We start from the raw sequence: 24,612 nt of genomic DNA, 5'->3' as shown, positions 1-24,612 counted from the left end.
CCTCAGGGCGCCTCGGCCGCCGGTTGCCACTTGTCTCGCGCGGGCGGCCGATAGCGGCGCAGCTGGTCGAGCAGGCCACCGGCCGTCGTGTCGATGCAGAGCGAGTCGAGATAGGGATTGGCCATGAAGCCCTCGTCGACGGTATGCCGCAACATCGCCACGAGCGGATCGTAGAAGCCCTCGACGTTGAGCAGCGCGACCGGCTTGCGGTGGTAGCCGAGCTGCGCCCAGGTGAACACCTCGAAGAACTCCTCGAGCGTGCCGGCGCCGCCCGGCATGGCGACGAACGCGTCCGACCGGTCGGCCATCATCTTCTTGCGGTGGTGCATGTCGGGCACCACATGCAGTTCGGTCAGCCCCTGGTGGCCGACTTCCTTGTCCAGCAGCAGTTGCGGGATCACGCCGATCGCGCGTCCGCCGGCGGCCAGCACCGCGTCGGCGACGATGCCCATCAGCCCGACGCGGCCGCCGCCGTACACGAGCGTGAGTTCGGCCGCGGCCAACGCCTGGCCGAAGCCGCGCGCCGCTTCGGCATACACGCCGCGCACGCCCGAGGCCGAACCGCAATAGACGCAGACCGATTTCATGGCTTGGCGTCCTTCTGCGCGCCGCGCGGCGGCAGGTAATCATGGAATTGTCGCTTGGGCAGCTTGCCCGAGACGAGATCGTCGAAGATCTGGCGCGAACGGCCGCGCAGGTACGGCGCCATCACCGAGATCACGTGCATGCTGACCTGGTGCAGCTCGTCGCGGATCGCATCCTGGTCGTTGTACTTGCGCGGATGCATCACGTATTGATACGAGAGCCAGTAGGTCGCGATCACGCCCATGTTGGTGGCGATCACCTCGATCTCGGCCGGCGTCGCGACCAGTTCGTCGTCGGACACCAGCAGCTCGCACATCTCGCGCGCGAAACGCACCTTGTGGCTGATGATCTGCTTGAAGTGGGTTTCGAGCGTGCGGTTGCGGGCCAGCAGGTCGTTCAGGTCGCGATACAGGAACCGGTAGGTCCACATGAAATCGGCCATGTACTGCAGATAGGACCAGGTCTCGTCGATGGTCGGACGATGATCTTCGGGAAAGCGCAGCCGCCGTTCGATCTGCTGCTCGAACTGCGCGAAGATGCTGTTGATGATGTCGTCCTTGTTGCGGAAATGGTAGTACAGATTGCCTGGACTGATTTCCATTTCCTCGGCGATCGTCGTGGTCGTCACGTTCGGCTCGCCGATCTCGTTGAATAGCTTCAACGACAGCTCGAGGATCCGTTCACGCGTGCGGCGGGGAGGTTTCGCTTCCATGTGTCGTCCGGCCCTGTGTGTGCCGGACTGGGGGGCGCTGCATGAGGATGCTGCGGATTCGTCCGGCTCGGTTGGCTGTTCTATCGAGACTATCCGTCGATTATAAACGGTCGTTCGCTTTTCAGGCGTATTTCATGATCCCGGTCCGGGCACGAGCGACGGCCCCGCGACCGGGCCTCGATCGCGGGGCCGCGCTCAGCGCCCGAGCCAGTGCCGGGCCACCGGCCACAGGATGAAGCCCCAGGTCGCGAGGCAGGCGCATAGCGCGACCGTCACGGCCGCGCTGCCGAGGTCCTTGGCGCGCTTGGACAGCTCGTGGCGCTCCAGCGAGATCCGGTCGATTGCCGCTTCCACGCTGGAATTCAGCAGTTCGACGATCAGCACCAGCAGCACCGAGCCGATCAGCAGCGCGTGCGAGACGGCGTCGACCGGCACGAACGCGCCGATCGGCAGCAGGATCGCCGCGAGCGTCAGCTCCTGGCGAAACGCGCTTTCCTCGCGGATCGCCACCTGGAAGCCGTTGACCGAATGCTTGAGCGCGTACCAGGCGCGCGTGAGCCCGCGATTGCCCTTGTACGGATTCGGCGGCAGCGGCGCGAGCGGGTCGTCGGGGCCGAGCGGTTCGTGCGCGTCGGGGCCGTCGTGCGCATCGTGGGAATCGTTCTCGGCATGCGGATCGCGCGCGAACGCGGCGGCGTTCAGCGCGGGACGACGCAACGGCGAGGGCGACGGAGCGGGCGCTTTCGCGCGCATGGCTGGTTTCAAACGGCGGCGCCTTGAGGTTGGGAGCTGGCGGTTTTCGGCAGCGGCTTCAGGTGCGAGGCGAACTGCTCGGACGCGGCGCGCCACGAGAAGCGCTCGGCCCAGGCGCGCGCCTCGGCACGATCGATCTTCAGCGCTTCGAGGCAGGCCTCGCGCAGGTCCTCGTTCATCGCGCCGGCACCGCCGCCGCCAAGCACGTCGACCGGGCCCGTCACCGGGTAGGCCGCCACCGGCGTGCCGCAGGCCAGCGCCTCGAGCAGCACCAGCCCGAACGTGTCGGTCTTGCTCGGAAACACGAACACGTCGGCCGCCGCGTACACCTTGGCGAGCTCCGCCTGCGTCAGCACGCCAAGGTAATTCGCCTCAGGATAGCGTGATTTCAGTTCGGCGAGTGCCGGGCCCTCGCCCGCCACCCACTTCGAGCCGGGCAGATCGAGCTTCAGGAACGCCTCGACGTTCTTCTCGATCGCCACGCGCCCGACGTAGAGGAAGATCGGCCGCGCCGTGTTCAGCACCTTCGACTCCATCGGCTCGAAGATGTCGAGGTCGACGCCGCGCGTCCACAGCACCACGTTGTCGAAGCCGAACGCCTCCAGATCCTGCTTGACCACCGGGGTGGGCGCCATCACCGCCAGCGAGGCGCCGTGGAACCAGCGCAGGAAACGGTAGGTGGCCGACAGCGGAATGCCGAAGCGCGCCTGCACGTATTCGGGGAAGCGTGTGTGATAGGCGGTCGTAAACGGCAGCTTGTGCTTGCGCGCATAGCGGCGCGCGGCCATGCCGAGCGGGCCCTCGGTGGCGATGTGTAGCGCGTCGGGCGCGAACTCGTCGATGCGCGCGCGTAGCCGCGCATACGGGAACAGCGACAGGCGGATCTCGGGATAGGTCGGGCAGGGAATCGTGCGGAACTCGAGCGGGGTGAGCAGCTCGACGCGATGGCCGAGCGCGGTCAGTTCGCGCGAGGTGCTCTTGAGCGTGCGCACGACGCCGTTGACTTGCGGCTCCCACGCATCGGTGACGATCATGATCTTCATGCAGGCATTCCTGTAAGGGGGCTGGACGCGGGATGGCGGCAGGCTCACGCAGTGGCCTTGGCCTTGCGCGAGGTGGTGGCGGGCGGCGACTGCATTACCGTCCAGTAAATGATCTTCAACTCGCCTTCCATCGTCTCGACGAGCGCGGACAGGCTCTCGACCCAGTCGCCGTCGTTGCAATAGAGCACGCCGTCGATGTCGCGAATCTCGGCCTTGTGGATATGGCCGCAGACCACGCCGTCGCAGCCGCGGCGACGGGCTTCGTCGGTCATCGCGTTCTCGAACGACGAGATGAAGTTCACGGCGTTCTTGACCTGGTGCTTCAGGTACTGCGACAGCGACCAGTACTGGAAGCCGAGCCGGCTGCGGATCCGGTTGAACCAGCGGTTCAGCACGAGGATCAGCGTGTAGGCGGTATCGCCGAGATAGGCGAGCCACTTCGCATGCTGGATCACGCCGTCGAACAGGTCGCCGTGGACGATCCAGAGCCGCTTGCCCGACAGCGTCGTATGGAACGCCTCGCCGCGCACCTGGATGTCGCCGAACGCGAGGTCGCAGAATTGCCGCGCGGCCTCGTCGTGGTTGCCTGGGATATAGACGACCTGCGAGCCCTTGCGCGCCTTGCGCAGGATCTTCTGCACCACGTCGTTGTGCGCCTGCGGCCAGTACCAGCCCTTGCGCAGTTGCCAACCGTCGATGATGTCGCCGACCAGGTACAGGTATTCCGACTCGTTGTGGCGCAGGAAGTCGAGCAGATACTCGGCCTGGCAGCCGCTCGTGCCCAGGTGGATATCGGACAGCCAGATGGTGCGATAGCGGTGCGACGGGCCGTCCGGTTCGTCGTGCTGACCGGCCGTGACGCCGGCCGGCGGCGGCGCGAGCGCTTCGCCGACCGCTGCGCCGGACAGGTACGCCGCCGCCGTTGCGTGCGCGCCGGCCGGATCTCGGAAGAAGGTAGTCGCGGACGTTTTGAGGCCCATGCATGACTCGCGCCGATTGATATAACCGGCATTCCGCCATGGGGACGTGACCATGCCGTGACAGTCACGAAATGTTCTTATTACATCGTTTTCAAATGGAAAGACGCGGTAGGCAAGGGCGCGCTGCCGGTCAAATGAAGCTCGCACGGTGCCGGCGCGACAGACCGGTCGCGTCGCTTCCCGGCCGCCCTCGGCGCGGTTCGAAGACAGGGGCGCCGCGGCTGGGAGCGGGCTGCCACACGGTCCGGCTGCGGGGCGGCTCGCCGTGCGGCGCGGCCGTCCGGCGAGGCGCGGGACGCGCGAAGGGTATCGCGCGCGTCAGCGCGGCACGGCTTCGATGCGCGTGCCGGCCAGCCGGTCGTGCGGAAACCGCCGGCCGCGGTCGAGCCGCGCGGCGAGCGCCCACAGCACGATCCAGGCGGCGCTCGCGACGAGCGTCGCCGGCACGCTCAGTGCGAAGAGCGGATGCAGCGCGAGCGGCGGCACGAACCAGAGCCAGGCGAGCAAATAGCGCCACAGCGCGCGACCGGCCGAGAGCGGCGCGCCGGCGGCGGTGACCACGCGCAACCGCCAGGTTTTCATCGGCAGGGTCTGCCCGCCGTGAGTCCAGAACCAGACGAAATAGGCACCGACCACCAGCGCGATCCAGGCGGCGAGCCATTGGTGATGAACAAGGCCGTTGCGCTGGCCGAGCGTCAGCGCGAACGCGAGGCCGGCGAAGAACACCACGCCGAACAGCAGCACGGCTTCGTACAGGAGGGCGGCGAGCCGGCGTCGCACGCTCGGCGGCGCACCGGACCCGGCAGGCGTGGAGGCAGCCGGCGCGGCGCTCACGATCCCTGGTAGATCGACTGCGTGTCGGCCGGCCAGACCGGGCGCTCGGCCGGCGGCGCGAGCGTGCCGGAGGCGGCCGTGGTCGGCGGCACCGCGCTGGCGGCACCGGAGGCGGGTGGTGCGAGCGGCACGAGCGCCGGGACTGCCGTGCGGTCGTGCGCATTCACGAGCCGATTGATGTCGCGGTCGCTCTTGCCGGACGGCGGCGCGCTGACGACGGTCGGGCGCCGGTGCCGCTCGGCGGCCGCGAGTCTTGCCTTCTGTTCCGGCGACAGCTTCTGATAGTCCTTCCAGGCGCGCTCACGCGCCTGCGCGGTCAGGTCCTTCGAGACCTGGTAGTTCTCGCGCGCGACGCGCCGTTGCTCGGGCGTCATCTCGGCCCATTGCGTCATGCGCTCATGGAGCCGCTTCTGCTCGTCGGCCGACATTTTCGGGAAACGTGCCGCGATCTTCAGCCATTTGCGCCGGCGCGCTTCGCTGAAGCCGTCCCACAGGTGCTCGAACGGCGCCAGCGCCACGCGCTGGGGCGGCGTCAGGCGCGCCCACGACAGCGGGCCGTCGGCCGGCAGGCCGGCGAAGCCGCCCGGCAGCGACAGGCCGCCGGCCGGCTGCGCGGCTTGCGGCGCGGCTTGCGGCGCGCTGACGCCGGCGGGCGCCGAGGTGGGTGCCGCGACCGGGGCGGCGGCCGGGGGCGATTCCTCGAAACGCGGGTAGGTGGCCGCGTAAGCGATCGCGAGCGCGATCACGCTCCCGAAAAATATCGCCAATCCCCGTTTCTGCATCGCCCCGTGGGTCCTTTCCGTGGTCGCGCTCAGCGCGTGTGTGACAGGTAGGCGTTGAAGCCGTGGTCGAGGTAGGCGTTGAGCGGCAGGTTATCGCTCAGCATCGCGGCATCGATGTCCGCGAGCTCGGCGGTGTGCTGCTGGTTTTCCCAGTAGGCGATGCCGGCGATGCCGGCCAGCAGCACCGCCAGCGGCAGGGCGCGTGCGATCCGGCGCGCGAGCGAGACGGGGCGCGGCGCTGGTCCGTGTGCGCGGCCGAGGCCGCTGCTGACCGCGCCGGCCAGGGCCGGCACCAGCACCACGCCGGCGTCGGGCTTCTTGCGCGCGAGCGCGGCACGGCGCGCGGCGGCGAGCCGGTCGGCGGCCGGCTGCGGCAGCGACGCGGCGCGCTCGTCCAGCGCGCGGCGGACCTTCAGGGCGAATTCGAGTTCTTTGAGTTCGGGAGCGGAGCTCATAGCGTGATTCCTTTGGCCTTGAGCGCCTGGGCCAAGGTGTGCGTGGCCCGGGAGCAATGCGTCTTGACGCTGCCCTCGGAGCAGCCCATGGCCGCGGCTGTTTCGGCGACGTCCATATCTTCCCAGTAACGCATCAGGAAGGCTTCCCGTTGACGTGCCGGCAGCTTGCGAATTTCGTCGTCGATCAGCGACAGCACCTGCTCGCGCTCGAGGCGCGTCTCGCTGCTTTCCACGCCGCTGCCGTTGTCGGCCGTATCAAGCGTTTCGAGCGGATCGAATTCGTCGTCGTCGGCGTTGCCGAGCGACGAGAACAGGCTCACCCAGGTATTGCGGACTTTCTGCCGACGAAAGTAGTCGTGGATCGCATTCTGCAGGATTCGCTGGAACAGCAGCGGCAGCTCGGCGGCCGGCCGGTCGCCGTATTTTTCCGCGAGGCGGATCATCGCGTCCTGCACGATGTCGAGCGAGGCGTCGTCGTCGCGCACCGCGTAGGCTGCCTGCTTGAACGCGCGCCGTTCGACGCCCGCCAGGAAGTCGGCGAGTTCCTTGTCTGATGCCATTCCGTGAAAAGGTCTGCGCTCGAAGGGCTGGTAGGACGAAAAATTCGGTAAACGGGCCGGATGCTAACAAATTTTCGTGCCGCCCGGCGCGTCGCGTGGCGCCGGACCGTGGTTGCGTCAACTCGGCACACGGCTCGGCATCGGCCCGCGGGACGTTTTTCCTTGACCGCTTGACGCCGACACGATATTGTCGTCGGTTCGCAATATAAGTGATGGTCACATTTGAGGCTGGCCCAAGAAGCCAGCTCATCAACTGGACGCGCCGCTTGAACCCGGGCCACAAGTTCGGCAGAGAGCACCCGATCAATTTTTTGCCGAAAATTCGAAAGGTCAATATGAACATGCCCAGCGCGGAATTCTCCACGTCGGAACCCGTTTCTGCCCCGTCGAGCGACTCGATCGGCGCCACCGTGCTCATGAAGGCACTGGCCGACGAGAACGTCGAATTCATCTGGGGTTATCCCGGCGGCTCGGTTCTCTACATCTACGACGAACTCTACAAGCAGGACAAGGTCCAGCACGTGCTCGTGCGCCACGAACAGGCGGCGGTGCATGCGGCCGACGCCTACGCACGCTCGACCGGCAACGTCGGCTGCTGCCTCGTCACGTCCGGCCCGGGCGTGACCAACGCCGTCACCGGCATCGCCACGGCCTACATGGATTCGGTGCCGCTCGTCGTGATCAGCGGCCAGGTGCCGACCGCGGCAATCGGCCAGGATGCGTTCCAGGAATGCGACACGGTCGGCATCACGCGCCCCTGCGTCAAGCACAACTTCCTCGTGAAGGACGTGCGCGAGCTGGCGGCAACCGTCAAGAAGGCGTTCTTCATCGCCCGCACCGGCCGTCCCGGCCCCGTGCTGATCGACATTCCGAAGGACGTGTCGAAGATGCCGTGCGAGTACGCGCCGGTCAAGAACGTCTCGCTGCGCTCGTACAACCCGGTCACCAAGGGCCATTCCGGCCAGATCCGCAAGGCCGTGTCGCTGCTGCTGTCGGCCAAGCGCCCGTACATCTACACCGGCGGCGGCGTGATCCTGGCCGAGGCCGCGCGCGAGCTGAACCAGTTCGCCGACCTGCTCGGCTACCCGGTCACCAACACGCTGATGGGGCTCGGCGGCTATCGCGCCTCCGATCCGAAGTTTCTCGGCATGCTCGGCATGCACGGCACCTACGAAGCCAACATGGCGATGCAGCACTGCGACGTGCTGATCGCCATCGGCGCGCGCTTCGACGACCGCGTGATCGGCGACCCGGCGCACTTCTCGTCGCGTCCGCGCAAGATCATCCATATCGACATCGATCCGTCGTCGATCAGCAAGCGCGTCAAGGTCGACATCCCGATCGTCGGCGACGTGAAGGAAGTGCTCAAGGAACTGATCGAGCAGCTGCAGACGGCCGAGCACGGCCCGGACACCGAGGCGCTCGCGCAGTGGTGGAAGGACATCGAGGGCTGGCGCGCCAAGGACTGCCTGAAGTACGACCGCGAGAGCGAGATCATCAAGCCGCAGCACGTGGTCGAGACGCTCTGGAGGCTCACGGGCGGCAATGCCTATGTCTGCTCGGACGTCGGCCAGCACCAGATGTGGGCCGCACAGTTCTACCGCTTCGACAAGCCGCGCCGCTGGATCAACTCGGGCGGCCTCGGCACCATGGGCTTCGGCCTGCCCGCCGCGATGGGCGTCAAGATGGCTCATCCGGACGACGACGTCGTCTGCATCACCGGCGAGGGCTCGATCCAGATGTGCATCCAGGAACTGTCGACCTGCAAGCAGTACGACACGCCCGTCAAGATCATCTCGCTGAACAACCGCTATCTCGGCATGGTTCGCCAGTGGCAGCAGATCGAATACAGCAAGCGCTACTCGCATTCGTACATGGACGCGCTGCCCGATTTCGTGAAGCTCGCCGAGGCGTTCGGCCATGTCGGGATGCGCATCGAAAAAACCGCCGATGTGGAGCCGGCGCTGAAGGAAGCGCTGCGCCTCAAGGATCGCACCGTATTTCTCGACTTCCAGACCGATCCGACCGAGAACGTCTGGCCGATGGTCCAGGCCGGCAAGGGCATCACGGAGATGCTGCTCGGATCGGAAGATCTGTAACGGCGCCGCCGCACGCCGCGCCGCGCACCGCCGCCTTCACGAAGGGCGGCCGGTGCCGGGCGGCGCGCGCCGCGCATTCGAACTGAATCAGTCGAGACCTATCGGGAACAAGCGAACATGAGACACATCATTTCCGTGCTGCTGGAAAACGAACCGGGCGCGCTCTCGCGCGTCGTCGGCCTGTTCTCGGCACGCGGCTACAACATCGAAACCTTGACGGTGGCGCCGACCGAAGACCATTCGCTGTCGCGTCTGACCATCGTCTCCATCGGCTCCGACGACGTGATCGAACAGATCACGAAGCATCTGAACCGCCTGATCGAGGTGGTGAAAGTGGTGGACCTGACCGACGGTGCCCACATCGAACGGGAGCTGATGCTGATCAAGGTGCGAGCGGTAGGCAAGGAACGCGAAGAAATGAAACGGATGGCGGATATCTTCCGCGGCCGCATCATCGACGTGACCGAAAAAACCTACACAATCGAATTGACGGGCGCGAGTGACAAGCTCGACGCATTCATCCAGGGGCTGGACGCCGGCGCGATTCTCGAGACCGTGCGTACCGGCAGCTCGGGCATCGGTCGCGGCGAGCGCATCCTGAAGGTCTGATGCGGCCGTATCGAACGAAGCCGGTGGCGCCGTCATGCCCCGGTGATCTCACTCATTGAACATATCATTGCACTGCGAAGGAACCATCATGAAAGTTTTCTACGACAAGGACGCCGATCTCTCCCTCATCAAGGGCAAGCAAGTCACGATCATCGGCTACGGCTCGCAAGGCCATGCCCACGCGCTGAACCTGAAGGACAGCGGCGTGCACGTGACGGTCGGCCTGCGCAAGGGCGGCGCGTCGTGGAGCAAGGCCGAGAACGCCGGCCTCACCGTCAAGGAAGTCGCTGACGCCGTGAAGGGCGCCGACGTCGTCATGATGCTGCTGCCGGACGAGCAGATCGCCGAGGTCTATGCCAAGGAAGTCCATGCCAACGTCAAGCAGGGCGCCGCGCTGGCATTCGCGCACGGCTTCAACGTCCACTACGGCCAGGTGATCCCGCGCGCGGATCTGGACGTCATCATGATCGCGCCGAAGGCCCCCGGCCACACGGTGCGCGGCACCTACTCGCAAGGTGGCGGCGTGCCGCACCTGATCGCCGTGGCGCAGGACAAGTCGGGCGCGGCACGCGACATCGCGCTGTCGTACGCGGCAGCCAACGGCGGCGGCCGTGCCGGCATCATCGAGACGAACTTCCGCGAAGAGACCGAGACCGACCTGTTCGGCGAGCAGGCCGTGCTGTGCGGCGGCACCGTCGACCTGATCAAGGCCGGCTTCGAGACGCTGGTCGAAGCGGGCTACGCGCCGGAAATGGCTTACTTCGAGTGCCTGCACGAGTTGAAGCTGATCGTCGACCTGATCTATGAAGGCGGCATCGCGAACATGAACTACTCGATCTCGAACAACGCCGAGTACGGCGAGTACGTGACGGGCCCGCGCATCGTCACGGCCGAGACCAAGAAGGCCATGAAGGCGGTCCTCACGGACATCCAGACGGGCGAGTACGCGAAGAGCTTCATCCTCGAGAACAAGGCCGGCGCCCCGACGCTGCAGTCGCGCCGCCGCCTGACGGCCGAGCATCAGATCGAGCAGGTCGGCGCGAAACTGCGCGCGATGATGCCGTGGATCGCGAAGAACAAGCTGGTCGACCAGTCGAAGAACTAAGCCCGCGCCGAATGGCCGGTCCCGTTTTCGCGGACCGGTTCAGGAAAAGCCGCCCGAAGGCCGCAGTGCTTCGGGCGGCTTTTGTTATGCTACGGGCTTTGCAATCCAACGAACCACTCCATGAACTATCCTCATCCGATCATCGCGCGCGAAGGCTGGCCGTTCATCGCGATCGCTGCCGTCGTCGCGCTGTTGATCCATGCAATCGCGGGGTTCGGGCTCGCCTGGCCGTTCTGGCTGCTGCTCATCTTCGTGGTGCAGTTCTTCCGGGATCCGGCCCGGCCGATCCCGACCCAGGCCAACGCCGTGCTGTGCCCGGCCGACGGACGGATCGTCGCGGTCGAGACCGCGCACGATCCGTATGCGAACCGCGAGGCGCTCAAGATCAGCGTGTTCATGAACGTGTTCAATGTCCATTCGCAGCGCTCGCCGGTGGACGGCGCCGTCACCAAGGTCGAGTATTTCCCGGGCGCGTTCCTCAACGCGGCGATCGACAAGGCCTCGACCGAGAACGAGCGCAATGCGGTGGTGATCCATACGGGCAGCGACCACCTCGTCACCTCGGTGCAGATCGCCGGGCTGGTGGCGCGCCGGATCCTCTGCTACGTGCGCGCCGGCGAGCCGCTCACGCGAGGCCAGCGCTACGGCTTCATCCGTTTCGGCTCGCGCGTGGACGTCTACCTGCCGGTCGGCAGCCGCGCCCGCGTATCGATCGGTGAGAAAGTCAGCGCATCGTCCACGATTCTCGCTGAATTGCCGCTGTAAGCGGCAGGGAGGCTCGATTGGCTGCATTCAAACCGCGCCGGCCGCGCAACGGCAAGTCTCTGCCGCGCTCGTTCCGCCACAACAAGGCGCTCGGCGCCGATACGTCGAGTGCCGAGCCGCGCCGCGCCGCGCGCCAGCAGTTTCTGCGCACGCGCGGCATCTACCTGCTGCCGAACGCGTTCACCACGGCCGCGTTGTTCTGCGGCTTCTTCGCCGTGGTGCAGGCGATGAACGTGCGCTTCGAGGTCGCGGCGATCGCGATCTTCGTGGCGATGGTGCTCGATGGCATGGACGGCCGCGTCGCGCGCATGACCCATACGCAAAGCGCCTTCGGCGAGCAGTTCGACAGCCTGTCGGACATGGTGTCGTTCGGCGTCGCGCCGGCGCTCGTGATGTACGAGTGGGTGCTCAAGGACCTCGGCCGCTGGGGCTGGCTCGCCGCCTTCGTCTACTGTTCGGGGGCCGCGCTGCGGCTCGCGCGCTTCAATACCAACATCGGCGTGGTCGACAAGCGCTTTTTCCAGGGCTTGCCGAGTCCGGCCGCGGCCGCGCTGATCGCCGGCTTCGTCTGGCTCGCCACCGACAACCGCGTGCCGCTCAAGCTCGGCTGGCTGCCGTGGGTCGCGTTCGTGCTGACCATCTACGCGGGCGTGACGATGGTCTCGAACGCGCCGTTCTACAGCGGCAAGGCGCTCGACGTGCGGCACCGCGTGCCGTTCGCGGCGATCCTGCTGGTAGTGGTCGCGTTCGTGCTCGTCTCGTCAGATCCGCCGCTGATGCTGTTTGGCCTGTTCGTGCTGTACGGCCTGTCCGGCTACGTGTTCTGGGCCTACATGGCGATTCGCGGCCGCGCCAACCCGGCGCGCTCGGCCAAGTCCTGACACTCGGCCGCGTCCTGGCCGGCCAGGACGCGCGCCCCGGCTCGGCAGGGCGCCCGATTGCATGCGTTCGGGAATGCCGCTATATTGCCCGCCATGTTTTTGTTTTCCCGCCTTTCCTTCCTTCAAGCCGCCGCGCCCCTATGCGCGGCGGCGTCGGCGCGCCGGCCGCGCTGACCGTCATCGCCCCCGTCGAGCTTCGTCGATTGTCGAGCGTCGCCAGCGGTGGCGCGACCTACATCGTTTGGTTTCACCCATAAGATTCCCGGAGCCCCCATGACCGACAAGCTGATTATTTTCGATACGACCCTGCGTGACGGCGAGCAGTCGCCCGGCGCGTCGATGACGAAGGAAGAGAAGATCCGTATCGCCAGACAGCTCGAGCGGATGAAGGTCGACGTGATCGAGGCCGGCTTCGCGGCCAGCTCGAACGGCGATTTCGACGCGATCCACACCATTGCGGGGCTCGTGAAGGACAGCACGATCTGTTCGCTCGCGCGCGCCAACGACAAGGACATCCAGCGCGCGGCGGACGCGCTGAAGCCGGCGGAACGCTTCCGGATCCATACCTTCATCGCCACCTCGCCGCTGCACATGGAGAAGAAGCTGCGCATGACGCCGGACCAGGTGTTCGAGCAGGCGCGCCTTGCCGTGCGCTTCGCGCGCAAGTTCACCGACGACGTCGAGTTCTCGCCCGAGGACGGCAGCCGCTCCGACATGGATTTCCTCTGCCGCGTGCTGGAGGCCGTGATCGCCGAGGGCGCGACCACCATCAATATCGCCGACACGGTCGGCTATGGCGTGCCCGAGCTCTACGGCAACCTCGTGAAGACGCTGCGCGAGCGCATTCCGAATTCGGACAAGGCGATCTTCTCGGTTCACTGCCACAACGACCTGGGCATGGCGGTGGCGAACTCGCTGGCCGGCGTGCAGATCGGCGGCGCGCGTCAGGTCGAATGCACCGTCAACGGCCTCGGCGAGCGCGCCGGCAACACCTCGCTCGAGGAGATCGTGATGGCGGTGAAGACGCGCCGCGACTACTTCGGGCTCGACGTCGGCCTCGACACCACGCAGATCGTGCCGGCCTCGAAGCTGGTCTCGCAGATCACCGGCTTCGTCGTGCAGCCCAACAAGGCGGTGGTCGGCGCGAACGCGTTCGCGCACGCCTCGGGCATCCACCAGGACGGCGTGCTGAAGGCGCGCGACACCTACGAGATCATGCGCGCCGAAGACGTGGGCTGGACCGCCAACAAGATCGTGCTCGGCAAGCTGTCCGGCCGCAACGCGTTCAAGCAGCGCCTGCAGGAGCTCGGCGTATCGCTCGACAGCGAGGGCGAACTGAACGCCGCGTTCATGCGCTTCAAGGATCTTGCGGACCGCAAGGCCGAGATCTTCGACGAGGACATCATCGCGATCGTCTCGGAGGAAGCGGCGCTCGCGCACGAACCCGAGCACTACAAGTTCGTGTCGCTGGCGCAGCGCTCGGAGACGGGCGAGCAGCCGCATGCGAAGGTCGTGTTTGCCGCCGATGGCGGCGAGGTGACGGGCGAGGCGCGCGGCAACGGGCCGGTGGACGCGACCTTCAACGCGATCGAGACCGAGGTGGGCAGCGGCGCCGAGCTCGTGCTGTATTCGGTCAACGCGATCACGACCGGCACGCAGGCGCAGGGCGAGGTGACCGTGCGGCTCTCCAAGAGCGGCCGGATCGTCAACGGCGTCGGCACCGATCCCGACATCGTCGCCGCGTCGGCGAAGGCCTATCTGTCGGCGCTGAGCAAGCTGCATTCGAACATCGACAAGCTGAACCCGCAGCTGTCCTGATGCCGGGCCGCCGGCCCGGCGGCGCAACGATACGACGCCCCACGCTGCCGCCGGCCGCGTGGGGCGTCGTCGTTTGGGGGCGCGTTATTGCGGCGCCGGGCTGCGCAGCGCGCCGAAGCGCCAGCTCCCGTCGCGCGAGCGCGCCGGCTGGCGATAGTCCACGCTGATGCCGCGCGCCGGCGCCTCGGCGACGAACGCGTCGATCAGCTCACGCACGTCGTGATCGAGATAGTCGGCGCGCGTCGCGTCGATGATCACCACCGCGCCATCCGGGATTTGCCGCAGGTCGTGCTTCACGCGCACCTTGCCGAGGAACGACACGTCCTTGCGAAACGTCAGCAAGTAATGGTCGTCGTGCCGCGCGAGCGTGGCCGGGTTGCGCAGGTTCGCGAGCGCGACGGCCAGCACGCTGCAGACGATGCCCAGTCCGATGCCGGCCAGCAGGTCGATTGCCAGCACGCCGGCGATGGTCGCCACGAACGGCGCGAACGCCGCCGGTCCCTGCCGGGCCACGGCCGCGAACAGCGCCGGCTTCGCGAGCTTGAATCCGGTGTGGATCAGGATCGCGGCGAGCGTCGCGAGCGGAATCAGATTGATGAGTTCGGTCAGCAGGAACACGCTGGCGAGCAGCAGCACGCCGTGAACCACGGCCGAGATTCGGCTTTGCGCGCCGGCGTGGACATTGACCGAGCTGCGCACGATCACCGAGGTGATCGGCAGGCCGCCGACGACGCCCGCCACCAGGTTGCCGATGCCCTGCGCCTTCAGCTCGCGGTCCGGCAACGGTGCGCGGCGCTTCGGATCGATCTGTTCGACGGCTTCGAGCGAGAGCAGCGTTTCGAGGCTGGCGACGATCGCGAGCGTGATGGCCACGCGCCAGACCGCCGGATTCCAGAGTTGAGCGAAATGAGGGCCGAATTCGATGTTCGCCAGCGCGCCGTCGAGCGCGGCGAGCGAATCGAGTGCCGGCAGCGCGACGCGGTGTTCGGCGGGCGGCGCGAAGGCGGGCGCGAGTGCATCGAGCGCGAGCGTCACGGCGATGCCGAGCACCACCACCACGAGCGGCGCCGGCACGTTGCGGACCAGCGCGAAGCGGCGCAGCGCGCCCGAATCCCAGGCCACCAGCAGCGCGAGCGAGGCCAGCGCGAGCGCGGCGGCGGCAAGCGCATGCGCGCTGAACGGCGCGGTGCCGCCGTGCAGGCCGAGCGCGAACGGCACCTGCTTGACGATCAGCAGCAGGCCGATCGCGGCCAGCATGCCCTTGATCACCGGCGAGGGCACGTAGGCCGCGAGCCGGCCCGCGCGCAGCAGGCCGAGGCCCAGCTGCAGCAGGCCCGACAGCGCGACGGCGAGCAGGAAGGCCGGGAAGCCGCCGAGCTGCGCGATGCCGTCGACGACGATTACGACAAGGCCGGCCGCGGGGCCGCTCACGGACAGCGACGAGCCGCTCAGCAGCGCGACCACGAGGCCGCCGATGATGCCGGAGACGAGCCCCGCGAATGGCTCGACGCCGGAGGCATTGGCAATGCCGAGGCACAGTGGCAGCGCGACGAGGAACACCACGGTGCCGGCAACGGCGTCGCGCGGAAACGTGGAAAGGAAGGTGCGTGGATTCATGATCTCGGGACAGGGCTGGGCGAAATGGGGAGCGGGTGCGGCTCAGGCAGCCTTCAGCACGTCGGCGCGCGAGGCGTCGCGTGGCATGCCGCTGGCGTCGGGGACATCGGCGAGCCGGCCGTCGGCGTCCGGGTAGCCCGACGTCAGCACCTTCAGCAGGCCGTCCGACAGCGAGAAGATCCAGCCGTGGACGAGCGGCGGCGGATCGCCGGCCCTCACGATCGGGCTTTCGCGCAGCAGGCGCACCTGTTCCTGCACGTTCAGCTCGGCGAGGCGATCGGCGGCCTGGTCGGCGGGCAGGCCGTCGAGCGTGCCGCGGTGGCGGGCCGCGAGCGCGCAGAGCGGCGCGATGCGGCGCGCCACGTGCGGCAGGTCGGCCGGCGGCGGCAGCAGAGATGCGCGCACGCCGCCGCAGCCGTAATGGCCGCAGACGATGACGTGATCGACCTTCAGGACGCGCACTGCGTATTCGAGCACGCTCGCGCCATTGTCGTCGCCGGGCTGGAACAGGTTCGCGATGTTGCGGTGCACGAACAGCTCGCCCGGCGCGCTATGGGTGATCGCTTCGGCGGGTACGCGGCTGTCGGCGCAGCCGATCCAGAGCACGCGCGGGTTCTGGCCCTGCGCGAGACCGTCGAAGAAGCCGGGCGCGCGTTCGGCGGTTTCGCTGGCCCAGGCGGCGTTGGCGGCTAACAGGCTTTTGGCGCGATTCATTGAGGAATCCTTGATGATTGAATGAGAAAACGGCAGCGCGTGGCGAATCGATATGCTGATTCTTTCTAAATTGAAAGCTTGTTTGATGCGATCTTAGGGGTTTGTCTCGATACGCGGCAGCACCGAAACATTCTGTTTCAATTTACGCAGCCGGAATCGAGCGATGCACCATTTTTGTTAATGGCGTGCCGGCTTGAGGTGCATGGGCACGCCGTGAAAGTGGGCCACCATCATCGATTGTGGAAGAGCCGGCGCGGCTTTATCACGAAATGATGAAGAATTTATTTTGGTAATTTTCGTGAAACCGGTTCGATAGGCGAGGTGGCCATGAAAAAGGCCATTCCGGATGGGCGGGAATGGCCGAATGGTAAAACCTGTAAAAACCGACAGCTGGGCGATTACATGAAAGGTGATCGGTATATTGATATGACGCCGCCGAATTGCGCTCAGAATATCAAGCGACGGTCGGGGTCGTGCAGCGGATCGGGCGTCTTCTGCGTGAGCCGCAGGATGCCTTGGTCGTCGAAGTAGAAGCTATAGAGCATGTACCAGACGTTGTCCTCGAGATACCGATAGGTCCACACTTCGCGTTTCATCAGCGGAAAATAGGAGGTTTCCTCGGGGCGTCCGAAGTTGACGAGCACGTCGGCCTTTTTCCACTTGCCGATCTCGGCGCGATAGAACTCGCTGGGCTGCAGCGCCTGGCGCATGCCGATTACCTTGCCGGCCGCGTCGATGTCGGCCGTGGTGGTGGTTTCGCCCATCGGCTGAGTCGGCCACATCAGCCGCTTGCCGCCGCCGGGCAGGTCGTAGACCTCGCGGGGCGGGCCGAGTCGCGCCACGAGCGCCGACTGGTCCTCTCCCACCTGGTAGCGCTGCCACGGTTGCGCGCAGCCGGCGAGCAGGGTGGCCGCTGCGGCAAGCAGTACCGGAAATCGTCGAAACATGCTGGTCTCCGTCGAATGCGATGCCGCTGTTGTATCACGACGCACACGCGGGTGCTCACCCGCCGCGGGCTACATGCTGCGCCGCTTCGTGCTGTTCCGCACCGCGCGCCCTGCGCGACCCCCGCGGGACGGCCCGGCCGTTCGCCCGCCGCGGCAGGTGGCGGGCGGGGCAGGCAGTGGGCTTAGACGGAAAGGAGAGTTGTGCTACAATGCCGGCCGGTTGTCAATCACGGCACGGCCATTCTTCCGTGTCCGCCTGTTAGTTAGAAAGGAAATCACATGTCGGTTGCAGATATCAAGAAGTCGGATGTTGTTGCTCAGTTCGCGCGTGGCGCCAACGACACGGGTTCGCCCGAAGTCCAGGTCGCGCTGCTCACCGCGCGTATCGTCGAACTGACGGGTCACTTCAAGACCCACGCGAAGGATCACCACAGCCGCCGCGGCCTGCTGCGCATGGTGAGCCGCCGCCGCAAGCTGCTCGACTACCTGAAGGGCAAGGATGCCGACCGCTATCGCGCGCTGATCGAGAAGCTGGGTCTGCGTAAGTAAGCGGGGCGCGTTTGCCTCCCCGAAATGCCTGTGTCAGTCCGCTGATGCAGGCATTTTGTTTTTCAGCGGTACGCAACGTCTCGCCGTAGCACGTACCGCGGGTGCCCGCTCGGCTGATCGGGGCGGGCCGCCCACCGGCCTGGCTGCCGGGTGGAGCTTTGTGTCATTCCAGTGCGGTGTCCGCCGCGGTGTCGGGCCTCGCCCTGGAATGGCATAAAAAACACACCTCTTCCCGCCGCGTCAGGTCGCACCACCGCCGCGCCGATCGTTTTTCCGCGCGGCGCATGCCATCCATGAACAAAACAAGGAGCGACCATGTCTCTGTTCAACAAGATCGTGAAGGAATTCCAGTGGGGCCAGCACAAGGTGCGCCTCGAAACGGGTGAAATCGCCCGTCAGGCAAGCGGCGCCGTGATCGTCGACGTCGAGGACACCGTGGTGCTCGCGACCGTGGTCGGCGCGAAGAACGCGAAGCCGGGCCAGGATTTCTTCCCGCTGACGGTCGACTACATCGAGAAGACCTACTCCGCCGGCAAGATTCCCGGCGGCTTTCTCCGCCGCGAAGGCCGTCCGTCGGAGCACGAGACGCTGACCTCGCGCCTGATCGATCGTCCGCTGCGCCCGCTGTTCCCGGAAGGCTTCTACAACGAAGTCCAGGTCGTGATCCACGTGCTGTCGATCAACCCGGAAGTGCCGGCCGACATCCCCGCGCTGATCGGCGCGTCGGCCGCGCTTGCCGTCTCGGGCCTGCCGTTCAACGGCCCGGTCGGCGCCGCGCGCGTGGCCTACATCGACAACCAGTACGTGCTGAATCCGACGCGTGACCAGATCAAGGCATCGAGCCTCGATCTCGTCGTTGCCGGGACGGAGCGCGCGGTGCTGATGGTCGAGTCGGAAGCCGACCAACTGCCGGAAGACGTGATGCTCGGCGCGGTCGTGTTCGGCCACGAGCAGATGCAGACCGCGATCGACGCGATCCACGAACTGGTCCGCGAAGGCGGCAAGCCGGAATGGGACTGGCAGCCGGCGCCGAAGGACGAGGCGCTGATCGCCAACGTGACGGCAGCGGCGCAGGCCGACCTGCTGGCCGCCTACCAGATCCGCGACAAGCAGGCCCGCTCGGCCAAGCTGAAGGAAGTCTACGCATCGACCTCGGCGAAGCTCGAGGCTGAAGCGGCGGCAGCGGGCACCACCGCCGCCGACAAGGCGACCGTCGGCAACATCCTGTTCGACATCGAGGCGAAGATCGTCCGTTCGCAGATCCTGAACGGCGAGCCGCGCATCGACGGCCGCGACACGCGCACCGTGCGCCCGATCGAGATCCGTACCGGCGTGCTGCCGCGCACCCACGGCTCGGCGCTGTTTACGCGCGGCGAGACGCAGGCGCTGGTGGTGGCGACGCTCGGCACCAAGGGCGACGAGCAGATCATCGATGCGCTCGAAGGCGAATACCGCGACCGCTTCATGCTCCACTACAACATGCCCCCGTTCGCGACCGGCGAAACGGGCCGCGTCGGCTCGCCGAAGCGCCGCGAAATCGGCCACGGCCGCCTCGCCAAGCGCGCGCTGGTGGCGTGCCTGCCGAGCGCCGACGAATTCGGCTACTCGATCCGCGTCGTCTCGGAAATCACCGAATCGAACGGGTCGTCGTCGATGGCGTCGGTGTGCGGCGGCTGCCTCGCGCTGATGGACGCGGGCGTGCCGATGAAGGCGCACGTCGCCGGCATCGCGATGGGCCTGATCCTCGAGGACAACAAGTTCGCGGTGCTGACCGACATCCTCGGCGATGAAGACCACCTCGGCGACATGGACTTCAAGGTCGCGGGCACCGAAGCCGGTGTCACCGCGCTGCAGATGGACATCAAGATCCAGGGCATCACGAAGGAAATCATGCAGGTCGCGCTCGCGCAGGCCAAGGAAGGCCGCATGCACATCCTCGGTAAGATGAAGGAATCGGTGTCGGGTGCGAACACGACGCTGTCCGAATTCGCGCCGCGCATGATCACTGTCAAGATCAACCCGGAAAAGATTCGCGACGTGATCGGCAAGGGCGGTTCGGTGATCCGTGCGCTGACCGAGGAAACCGGCACGACCATCGACATCTCCGACGACGGCGTCGTGACCATCGCGAGCACCAGCAGCGAAGGCATGGCCGAGGCGAAGAAGCGCATCGAGCAGATCACCGCCGAGATCGAAGTCGGCCAGGTCTACGAAGGCGCGGTGCTGAAGCTCCTCGACTTCGGCGCGATCGTGAACCTGCTGCCGGGCAAGGATGGCCTGCTGCACATCTCGGAAATCGTCAACGAGCGTGTGAAGGACATCAACGACTACCTGAAGGAAGGCCAGGTCGTGAAGATCAAGGTGATCCAGGTCGACGAGAAGGGCCGCGTGCGGCTGTCGGCAAAGGCGCTCCTGAACGAGCAGAACGACGCACCGCAACAGTAAGCGCAACGAAAGCGGCCGGCGCCTGAACGGGCCGGCCGTTTTTCATGCAGGATGGACGGGCTTGCGCCGATTCCGGCGCAAGCCCGTCCCTATCTTGGAGCGACGCAAATGAAAGCGATCGAAATCACCGAATTCGGTGCCCCCGACGTCCTCAAGCTCGTCGAGCGGCCCCGGCCCGATCCGAAGCGCGGCGAAGTGCTCATCAAGGTGGCGGCCTTCGGCATCAACCGGCCCGACGTGTTCCAGCGCAAGGGCGCCTACGCGCCGCCGCCGGGCGCCTCGGACCTGCCCGGGCTCGAGGTGGCGGGCGAGATCGTCGACGGCGAGCTCGGCGAGGGCGCGGCGAACCCGTTCGGTCTGAAGATTGGCGATCGCGTCTGCGCACTACTCGCGGGCGGCGGTTATGCCGAGTACGCGACGGCGCCGCTCGGGCAATGCCTGCCGGTGCCGGCCGGGCTGTCCGACGTCGAGGCGGCGTCGCTGCCGGAGACCTTCTTCACGGTCTGGAGCAACGTGTTCGATCGCGCGCAACTCGGCCGCGGCGAAGGCCGCGACGAGGAGACGTTGCTCGTGCAGGGCGGTTCGAGCGGAATCGGCGTGACGGCGATCCAGATCGCGCATGCGCTGGGCCATCGCGTGTTCGCGACCGCGGGCACCGACGAGAAGTGCCGCGCCTGCGAGGCGCTTGGCGCGGAGCGCGCGATCAACTACAAGACCGAGGATTTCGTCGACGTCGTCAAGTCGCTGACCAACGACCGCGGCGCCGATGTGATCCTCGACATGGTGGCCGGCCCCTACGTGCCGCGCGAACTGAGCGCGCTCGCGGATGGCGGACGGCTGGTCGTGATCGCGCTGCTCGGCGGCGCGAAGGCCGAGGTCAGCCTGGGCGAGATCCTGCGCCGCCGGCTCACCATCACCGGGTCGACGCTGCGTCCGCGCCCGGTCGAATTCAAGGCGAAGATCGCCGCGAACCTGAAGGAAACGGTTTGGCCGCTGATCGAGAGCGGCACGGTGCGCCCGGTGATCTATCGTGTGCTGCCGGCCGCCGAAGCGGCGGCCGCGCACGCGCTGATGGAAAGCAGCGAGCACGTCGGCAAGATCGTGCTCGAATGGGGTGCGAGTGCTTGACATTCGCGGTTTGACCGGTTCTCGTGCGTCGAAGTAAAATCGCGGGTTTGCTTCGTCGGATCCAGGCCCTGGCGGTTCGCGCAGGGGCCGATTGCGAGGCGGTCGCGACGGGATTCAGTTCGAGATGCGAGAGACGATGTCGACACAACGAGTGAAGCGGGTAATCGGTAACTGGAAGATGCACGGCCGTCTCAACGGCAATCGCGCGCTGCTGGGCGAAGTGCTCGATGGGGCGCAGGCCGTGTCGGCCGACGTCGAGATCGGCGTATGCGTGCCGTTTCCGTATCTGGCGCAGGTCGGCGAATTGCTTGCCGGCAGCCGTGTCGCGAGCGGCGCTCAGGACGTGTCGGCGCACGAGCAAGGCGCGTACACGGGCGAGGTGGCCGGCGCGATGATCGCCGAGTTCGGCGCGAAATACGTGCTGGTCGGCCACTCCGAGCGCCGTACCTATCACGGCGAATCGAGCAATCTGGTCGCCGTGAAGGCGCAGCGCGCGCTCGGCGCGGGGCTGACCCCGGTGGTCTGCGTCGGCGAGACGCTGGCCGAGCGCGAAGCGGGTTCGACCGAGACGGTGGTCGGCGCGCAGCTCGATGCGGCGCTCGCGCTGCTGTCGGACCAAGAGGCGGCGCGCATCGTGGTTGCCTACGAGCCGGTCTGGGCAATCGGCACGGGCAAGAGCGCAAGTTCGGAGCAGGCACAGCAGGTGCATGCCTTCCTGCGTTCGCGGCTTGCGGCCAAGGGCGTCGAGCAGGTTTCCGTGCTGTACGGCGGCAGCGTGAAGCCGGACAATGCGCGCGAACTGTTCGGTCAGCCCGACATCGACGGCGGCCTGATCGGTGGCGCATCGTTGAAGGGCGGCGATTTCCTGGCGATCTGCCGCGCGGCGCAGTAAGCGCCGCCGCAGGGGGCGGGCGTTTTTTTGAATCCGGGGCAGCGCGCGGCGCGCGGTTTCCCACTATTCGGGTGAGTGAGATGTCTTTTTTGAAAGTCTTGATTATCGTGGTGCAGATTCTGTCCGCGCTCGGCGTGATCGGCCTCGTGCTGCTCCAGCACGGCAAGGGGGCCGACATGGGCGCCGCGTTCGGCAGCGGCGCATCGGGTAGCCTGTTCGGCGCGACCGGCTCGGCGAATTTCCTGTCGCGTACCACTGCGGTCCTTGCCACGGTATTTTTCGTCGCCACGCTGGCGCTGACCTATCTCGGCTCGTATAAATCGGCGCCGTCGATCGGTGTGCTCGGCACGCCCGCCTCGGCGCCCGCCGCCTCGTCGGCGGGTTCGCAGCCCGCGGCCGCCTCGGCGCCGGCCGCGGGTTCGGCCGCCTCGGCACCGGGCCAGGACGTCCCGAAATAAAAGATCAAAAAAATCGCGCAGAGTAGTTGATCAGGTTTGAAAGCCGGGTTAGAATTTATTTCTTCAAGCGGTTCGCGGAAAGCGAGTGATTGTTCCCGGGTCGCGGTAGTGCCGACGTGGTGAAATTGGTAGACACGCTATCTTGAGGGGGTAGTGGCGAAAGCTGTGCGAGTTCGAGTCTCGCCGTCGGCACCAAGAATGCGCAATGCCAGCCAGCTTTCACTGGCTGGCATTTTTCATTTCAGGCTCCTGTCCTTGTGATATTCGGGGATGGCATGCAGTCCGAAATGACCCTTTGTCCGGAAGGTGATATGCTCCGGAACGATCAGAACTAACCGATAGAGGATTGCCTTGAACCTCGCTGCCTATTACCCCGTCTTGTTGTTCCTCATCGTGGGCGTTGGATTGGGCGTGGCATTGGTCGGCATCGGCAAGATTCTCGGTCCCAGCAAGCCCAACAACGAAAAGAACTCGCCATACGAGTGCGGTTTCGAGGCCTTCGAGGATGCGCGCATGAAGTTCGACGTGCGCTACTACCTGGTTGCTATCCTGTTCATCATTTTCGATCTCGAGACCGCTTTCCTGTTTCCGTGGGGTGTCGCCCTCCGTGACATCGGCTGGCCTGGCTTCATGGCCATGATGATTTTCCTGCTCGAATTCCTGTTGGGTTTCGCCTATATCTGGCGAAAGGGTGGCCTCGACTGGGAGTAATGGGCGGAACAATCACCGGTTTGCGTGAGGCGGCCACTCTCCGCCGCCTGTCAGGAGTGGAAAGCAATGAGTATCGAAGGGGTCTTGAAGGAAGGGTTTGTCACCACGACGGCTGACAAGCTGATCAACTGGACGCGCACCGGGTCGCTGTGGCCCGTCACGTTCGGTCTCGCGTGCTGTGCGGTCGAGATGATGCATGCGGGCGCGGCCCGTTACGATCTCGATCGTTTCGGCGTGGTGTTCCGTCCGAGTCCGCGCCAGTCCGACGTGATGATCGTCGCCGGCACGCTCTGCAACAAGATGGCGCCGGCCCTGCGGCGCGTCTATGACCAGATGGCCGAGCCGCGCTGGGTGATTTCGATGGGATCGTGCGCGAACGGCGGCGGCTATTACCACTATTCCTATTCCGTCGTGCGCGGCTGCGACCGTATCGTGCCCGTCGACGTCTACGTGCCAGGGTGTCCGCCGACTGCCGAGGCGCTCGTCTATGGCGTGATCCAGCTGCAAGCGAAGATCCGCCGGACCAGCACCATCGCCCGCCAATAAAAGTCCGAGCCCCCACAATATGGCAAGCAAAATCGAGACCCTCAAAGCCAACCTCGAGGCAGCGCTCGGCGAGCGCGTGGTCAGCCTGACCGAGGCGGTGGGCGAACTCACGCTGGTGGTGCGCGCGCGCGACTACATCGAGGTGGCCACGCTGCTGCGCGACGACCGCAAGCTCCGCTTCGAGCAGCTGATCGACCTCTGCGGCGTCGATTACCAGACCTACGGCGACGGCGCCTACGACGGCCCCCGCTTCGCGGCCGTGCTGCAACTGCTGTCGATCACCAATAACTGGCGTCTGCGCCTGCGCGTGTTCGCGCCCGACGACGACCTGCCGATCATCGCCTCGGTGGTCGACATCTGGAATTCGGCGAACTGGTACGAGCGCGAGGCGTTCGACCTCTATGGCATCGTGTTCGAAGGCCATCCCGACCTGCGCCGCATCCTGACCGACTACGGCTTCATCGGTCATCCGTTCCGCAAGGATTTCCCGCTGTCCGGCTACGTCGAAATGCGTTACGACCCGGAAGAGAAGCGCGTCGTCTACCAGCCCGTGACGATCGAACCCCGCGAGATCACGCCGCGCGTGATCCGCGAGGATCGGTACGGCGGTCTGAAACATTGAGA

Annotated in this window: 26 protein-coding genes and 1 tRNA gene; 15 read left to right on the top strand and 12 right to left on the bottom strand. The window is 66.2% G+C overall.

What is annotated here, in order from left to right:
- Positions 1–2 precede the first annotated feature (2 nt).
- The 9 genes from KS03_RS12845 to KS03_RS12805 form a co-directional block, all read right to left on the bottom strand.
- A complete protein-coding gene (locus KS03_RS12845) occupies positions 3–587 on the bottom strand; it encodes an LOG family protein (protein ID WP_015876561.1) in 585 nt (194 codons plus the stop codon).
- Entirely contained in the window at positions 584–1,297 is a 714-nt protein-coding gene (locus KS03_RS12840; RefSeq protein WP_015876560.1) for a TetR/AcrR family transcriptional regulator, read from the bottom strand. The genes KS03_RS12845 and KS03_RS12840 overlap by 4 nt, the downstream gene beginning before the upstream one ends.
- Before the next feature lie 195 nt (positions 1,298–1,492).
- Entirely contained in the window at positions 1,493–2,050 is a 558-nt protein-coding gene (locus tag KS03_RS12835) for a diacylglycerol kinase (RefSeq protein WP_015876559.1), read from the bottom strand.
- A gap of 8 nt (positions 2,051–2,058) precedes the next feature.
- Positions 2,059–3,093: a glycosyltransferase family 4 protein gene (locus KS03_RS12830; protein ID WP_015876558.1), complete on the bottom strand. Its 1,035-nt coding sequence runs from the start codon at positions 3,091–3,093 to the stop codon at positions 2,059–2,061.
- Between the two features lie 44 nt (positions 3,094–3,137).
- Positions 3,138–4,073: a UDP-2,3-diacylglucosamine diphosphatase gene (locus KS03_RS12825; protein ID WP_015876557.1), complete on the bottom strand. Its 936-nt coding sequence runs from the start codon at positions 4,071–4,073 to the stop codon at positions 3,138–3,140.
- Positions 4,074–4,391: 318 nt separating this feature from the next.
- Complete coding sequence (locus tag KS03_RS12820; protein WP_015876556.1) at positions 4,392–4,907, bottom strand: RDD family protein; 516 nt, start codon at positions 4,905–4,907, stop codon at positions 4,392–4,394.
- A complete protein-coding gene (locus tag KS03_RS12815) occupies positions 4,904–5,689 on the bottom strand; it encodes a DUF3106 domain-containing protein (RefSeq protein WP_045678832.1) in 786 nt (261 codons plus the stop codon). Before KS03_RS12815 ends, KS03_RS12820 begins: the two co-directional genes overlap by 4 nt.
- Before the next feature lie 29 nt (positions 5,690–5,718).
- A complete protein-coding gene (locus tag KS03_RS12810; RefSeq protein ID WP_015876554.1) occupies positions 5,719–6,144 on the bottom strand; it encodes a DUF3619 family protein in 426 nt (141 codons plus the stop codon).
- Positions 6,141–6,704 carry an RNA polymerase sigma factor gene (locus tag KS03_RS12805; protein WP_015876553.1) on the bottom strand — a complete coding sequence of 188 codons (564 nt, stop codon included), beginning with the start codon at positions 6,702–6,704 and terminating at the stop codon, positions 6,141–6,143. The genes KS03_RS12810 and KS03_RS12805 overlap by 4 nt, the downstream gene beginning before the upstream one ends.
- 335 nt (positions 6,705–7,039) lie before the next feature.
- On the opposite strand from KS03_RS12805, the gene KS03_RS12800 reads away from it, so the two are divergent.
- The 6 genes from KS03_RS12800 to KS03_RS12775 all read left to right on the top strand — a co-directional run bounded on the left by KS03_RS12800 (position 7,040) and on the right by KS03_RS12775 (position 13,981).
- Positions 7,040–8,803 (top strand): acetolactate synthase 3 catalytic subunit, encoded by a 1,764-nt coding sequence (locus KS03_RS12800; RefSeq protein WP_015876552.1) that lies wholly within the window; start codon positions 7,040–7,042, stop codon positions 8,801–8,803.
- A 117-nt stretch (positions 8,804–8,920) separates the two neighbouring features.
- Positions 8,921–9,412: an acetolactate synthase small subunit gene (ilvN, locus tag KS03_RS12795; RefSeq protein ID WP_015876551.1), complete on the top strand. Its 492-nt coding sequence runs from the start codon at positions 8,921–8,923 to the stop codon at positions 9,410–9,412.
- Positions 9,413–9,500: 88 nt separating this feature from the next.
- Positions 9,501–10,517: a ketol-acid reductoisomerase gene (gene ilvC, locus KS03_RS12790; RefSeq protein WP_015876550.1), complete on the top strand. Its 1,017-nt coding sequence runs from the start codon at positions 9,501–9,503 to the stop codon at positions 10,515–10,517.
- 120 nt (positions 10,518–10,637) lie between these two features.
- The gene (locus tag KS03_RS12785) at positions 10,638–11,282 is read left to right on the top strand and encodes a phosphatidylserine decarboxylase (RefSeq protein WP_015876549.1); all 645 of its coding nucleotides are present in this window, start codon (positions 10,638–10,640) and stop codon (positions 11,280–11,282) included.
- 17 nt (positions 11,283–11,299) lie between these two features.
- Positions 11,300–12,163, top strand: coding sequence for a CDP-diacylglycerol--serine O-phosphatidyltransferase (pssA, locus tag KS03_RS12780; protein WP_015876548.1), 864 nt, complete (start codon positions 11,300–11,302; stop codon positions 12,161–12,163).
- A 273-nt stretch (positions 12,164–12,436) separates the two neighbouring features.
- Positions 12,437–13,981 carry a 2-isopropylmalate synthase gene (locus KS03_RS12775; RefSeq protein ID WP_015876547.1) on the top strand — a complete coding sequence of 515 codons (1,545 nt, stop codon included), beginning with the start codon at positions 12,437–12,439 and terminating at the stop codon, positions 13,979–13,981.
- An 84-nt stretch (positions 13,982–14,065) separates the two neighbouring features.
- Here the strand turns inward: KS03_RS12775 and KS03_RS12770 are convergent, their stop codons facing one another.
- The 3 genes from KS03_RS12770 to KS03_RS12760 form a co-directional block, all read right to left on the bottom strand.
- Complete coding sequence (locus KS03_RS12770; RefSeq protein ID WP_015876546.1) at positions 14,066–15,598, bottom strand: SulP family inorganic anion transporter; 1,533 nt, start codon at positions 15,596–15,598, stop codon at positions 14,066–14,068.
- Between the two features lie 42 nt (positions 15,599–15,640).
- Complete coding sequence (locus KS03_RS12765; RefSeq protein ID WP_015876545.1) at positions 15,641–16,312, bottom strand: carbonic anhydrase; 672 nt, start codon at positions 16,310–16,312, stop codon at positions 15,641–15,643.
- A gap of 446 nt (positions 16,313–16,758) precedes the next feature.
- Positions 16,759–17,259: a hypothetical protein gene (locus tag KS03_RS12760; protein WP_015876544.1), complete on the bottom strand. Its 501-nt coding sequence runs from the start codon at positions 17,257–17,259 to the stop codon at positions 16,759–16,761.
- Between the two features lie 279 nt (positions 17,260–17,538).
- Here KS03_RS12760 and rpsO point away from each other — a divergent pair, with 279 nt between their 5' ends.
- From rpsO to KS03_RS12715, 9 genes are all read left to right on the top strand, one after another.
- Positions 17,539–17,808, top strand: coding sequence for a 30S ribosomal protein S15 (gene rpsO, locus KS03_RS12755; RefSeq protein WP_013698871.1), 270 nt, complete (start codon positions 17,539–17,541; stop codon positions 17,806–17,808).
- A gap of 315 nt (positions 17,809–18,123) precedes the next feature.
- Positions 18,124–20,253 carry a polyribonucleotide nucleotidyltransferase gene (pnp, locus tag KS03_RS12750; RefSeq protein ID WP_017432542.1) on the top strand — a complete coding sequence of 710 codons (2,130 nt, stop codon included), beginning with the start codon at positions 18,124–18,126 and terminating at the stop codon, positions 20,251–20,253.
- Between the two features lie 108 nt (positions 20,254–20,361).
- Positions 20,362–21,381, top strand: coding sequence for an NAD(P)H-quinone oxidoreductase (locus KS03_RS12745; protein WP_015876542.1), 1,020 nt, complete (start codon positions 20,362–20,364; stop codon positions 21,379–21,381).
- A 136-nt stretch (positions 21,382–21,517) separates the two neighbouring features.
- Complete coding sequence (gene tpiA / locus KS03_RS12740) at positions 21,518–22,273, top strand: triose-phosphate isomerase (RefSeq protein WP_015876541.1); 756 nt, start codon at positions 21,518–21,520, stop codon at positions 22,271–22,273.
- Between the two features lie 80 nt (positions 22,274–22,353).
- On the top strand, positions 22,354–22,731 hold the full coding sequence (secG, locus tag KS03_RS12735; protein WP_015876540.1) for a preprotein translocase subunit SecG: 378 nt from the start codon (positions 22,354–22,356) through the stop codon (positions 22,729–22,731).
- Between the two features lie 110 nt (positions 22,732–22,841).
- Positions 22,842–22,926, top strand: a tRNA-Leu gene (locus tag KS03_RS12730).
- A gap of 156 nt (positions 22,927–23,082) precedes the next feature.
- Positions 23,083–23,442 (top strand): NADH-quinone oxidoreductase subunit A, encoded by a 360-nt coding sequence (locus KS03_RS12725; protein ID WP_015876539.1) that lies wholly within the window; start codon positions 23,083–23,085, stop codon positions 23,440–23,442.
- A 66-nt stretch (positions 23,443–23,508) separates the two neighbouring features.
- Complete coding sequence (locus KS03_RS12720) at positions 23,509–23,988, top strand: NuoB/complex I 20 kDa subunit family protein (RefSeq protein WP_015876538.1); 480 nt, start codon at positions 23,509–23,511, stop codon at positions 23,986–23,988.
- A 19-nt stretch (positions 23,989–24,007) separates the two neighbouring features.
- Positions 24,008–24,610 (top strand): NADH-quinone oxidoreductase subunit C, encoded by a 603-nt coding sequence (locus KS03_RS12715; protein ID WP_015876537.1) that lies wholly within the window; start codon positions 24,008–24,010, stop codon positions 24,608–24,610.
- Positions 24,611–24,612 lie beyond the last annotated feature (2 nt).

The organism is Burkholderia glumae LMG 2196 = ATCC 33617, from assembly GCF_000960995.1.
GTDB lineage: Bacteria > Pseudomonadota > Gammaproteobacteria > Burkholderiales > Burkholderiaceae > Burkholderia > Burkholderia glumae.
Note: the sequence above shows the minus strand (reverse complement) of the source record. Positions and strands in the feature narration are given on the sequence as shown.

Excerpts from the sequence above, each read along its gene's own strand:
- KS03_RS12845 (WP_015876561.1), bottom strand. The coding sequence starts at position 587 with ATGAAATCGGTCTGCGTCTATTGCGGTTCGGCCTCGGGCGTGCGCGGC.
- KS03_RS12840 (WP_015876560.1), bottom strand. The coding sequence starts at position 1,297 with ATGGAAGCGAAACCTCCCCGCCGCACGCGTGAACGGATCCTCGAGCTG.
- KS03_RS12835 (WP_015876559.1), bottom strand. The coding sequence starts at position 2,050 with ATGCGCGCGAAAGCGCCCGCTCCGTCGCCCTCGCCGTTGCGTCGTCCC.
- KS03_RS12830 (WP_015876558.1), bottom strand. The coding sequence starts at position 3,093 with ATGAAGATCATGATCGTCACCGATGCGTGGGAGCCGCAAGTCAACGGC.
- KS03_RS12825 (WP_015876557.1), bottom strand. The coding sequence starts at position 4,073 with ATGGGCCTCAAAACGTCCGCGACTACCTTCTTCCGAGATCCGGCCGGC.
- KS03_RS12815 (WP_045678832.1), bottom strand. The coding sequence starts at position 5,689 with ATGCAGAAACGGGGATTGGCGATATTTTTCGGGAGCGTGATCGCGCTC.
- KS03_RS12810 (WP_015876554.1), bottom strand. The coding sequence starts at position 6,144 with ATGAGCTCCGCTCCCGAACTCAAAGAACTCGAATTCGCCCTGAAGGTC.
- KS03_RS12805 (WP_015876553.1), bottom strand. The coding sequence starts at position 6,704 with ATGGCATCAGACAAGGAACTCGCCGACTTCCTGGCGGGCGTCGAACGG.
- KS03_RS12800 (WP_015876552.1), top strand. The coding sequence starts at position 7,040 with ATGAACATGCCCAGCGCGGAATTCTCCACGTCGGAACCCGTTTCTGCC.
- ilvN (WP_015876551.1), top strand. The coding sequence starts at position 8,921 with ATGAGACACATCATTTCCGTGCTGCTGGAAAACGAACCGGGCGCGCTC.
- ilvC (WP_015876550.1), top strand. The coding sequence starts at position 9,501 with ATGAAAGTTTTCTACGACAAGGACGCCGATCTCTCCCTCATCAAGGGC.
- KS03_RS12785 (WP_015876549.1), top strand. The coding sequence starts at position 10,638 with ATGAACTATCCTCATCCGATCATCGCGCGCGAAGGCTGGCCGTTCATC.
- KS03_RS12775 (WP_015876547.1), top strand. The coding sequence starts at position 12,437 with ATGACCGACAAGCTGATTATTTTCGATACGACCCTGCGTGACGGCGAG.
- KS03_RS12770 (WP_015876546.1), bottom strand. The coding sequence starts at position 15,598 with ATGAATCCACGCACCTTCCTTTCCACGTTTCCGCGCGACGCCGTTGCC.
- KS03_RS12765 (WP_015876545.1), bottom strand. The coding sequence starts at position 16,312 with ATGAATCGCGCCAAAAGCCTGTTAGCCGCCAACGCCGCCTGGGCCAGC.
- KS03_RS12760 (WP_015876544.1), bottom strand. The coding sequence starts at position 17,259 with ATGTTTCGACGATTTCCGGTACTGCTTGCCGCAGCGGCCACCCTGCTC.
- rpsO (WP_013698871.1), top strand. The coding sequence starts at position 17,539 with ATGTCGGTTGCAGATATCAAGAAGTCGGATGTTGTTGCTCAGTTCGCG.
- pnp (WP_017432542.1), top strand. The coding sequence starts at position 18,124 with ATGTCTCTGTTCAACAAGATCGTGAAGGAATTCCAGTGGGGCCAGCAC.
- KS03_RS12745 (WP_015876542.1), top strand. The coding sequence starts at position 20,362 with ATGAAAGCGATCGAAATCACCGAATTCGGTGCCCCCGACGTCCTCAAG.
- tpiA (WP_015876541.1), top strand. The coding sequence starts at position 21,518 with ATGTCGACACAACGAGTGAAGCGGGTAATCGGTAACTGGAAGATGCAC.
- secG (WP_015876540.1), top strand. The coding sequence starts at position 22,354 with ATGTCTTTTTTGAAAGTCTTGATTATCGTGGTGCAGATTCTGTCCGCG.
- KS03_RS12720 (WP_015876538.1), top strand. The coding sequence starts at position 23,509 with ATGAGTATCGAAGGGGTCTTGAAGGAAGGGTTTGTCACCACGACGGCT.
- KS03_RS12715 (WP_015876537.1), top strand. The coding sequence starts at position 24,008 with ATGGCAAGCAAAATCGAGACCCTCAAAGCCAACCTCGAGGCAGCGCTC.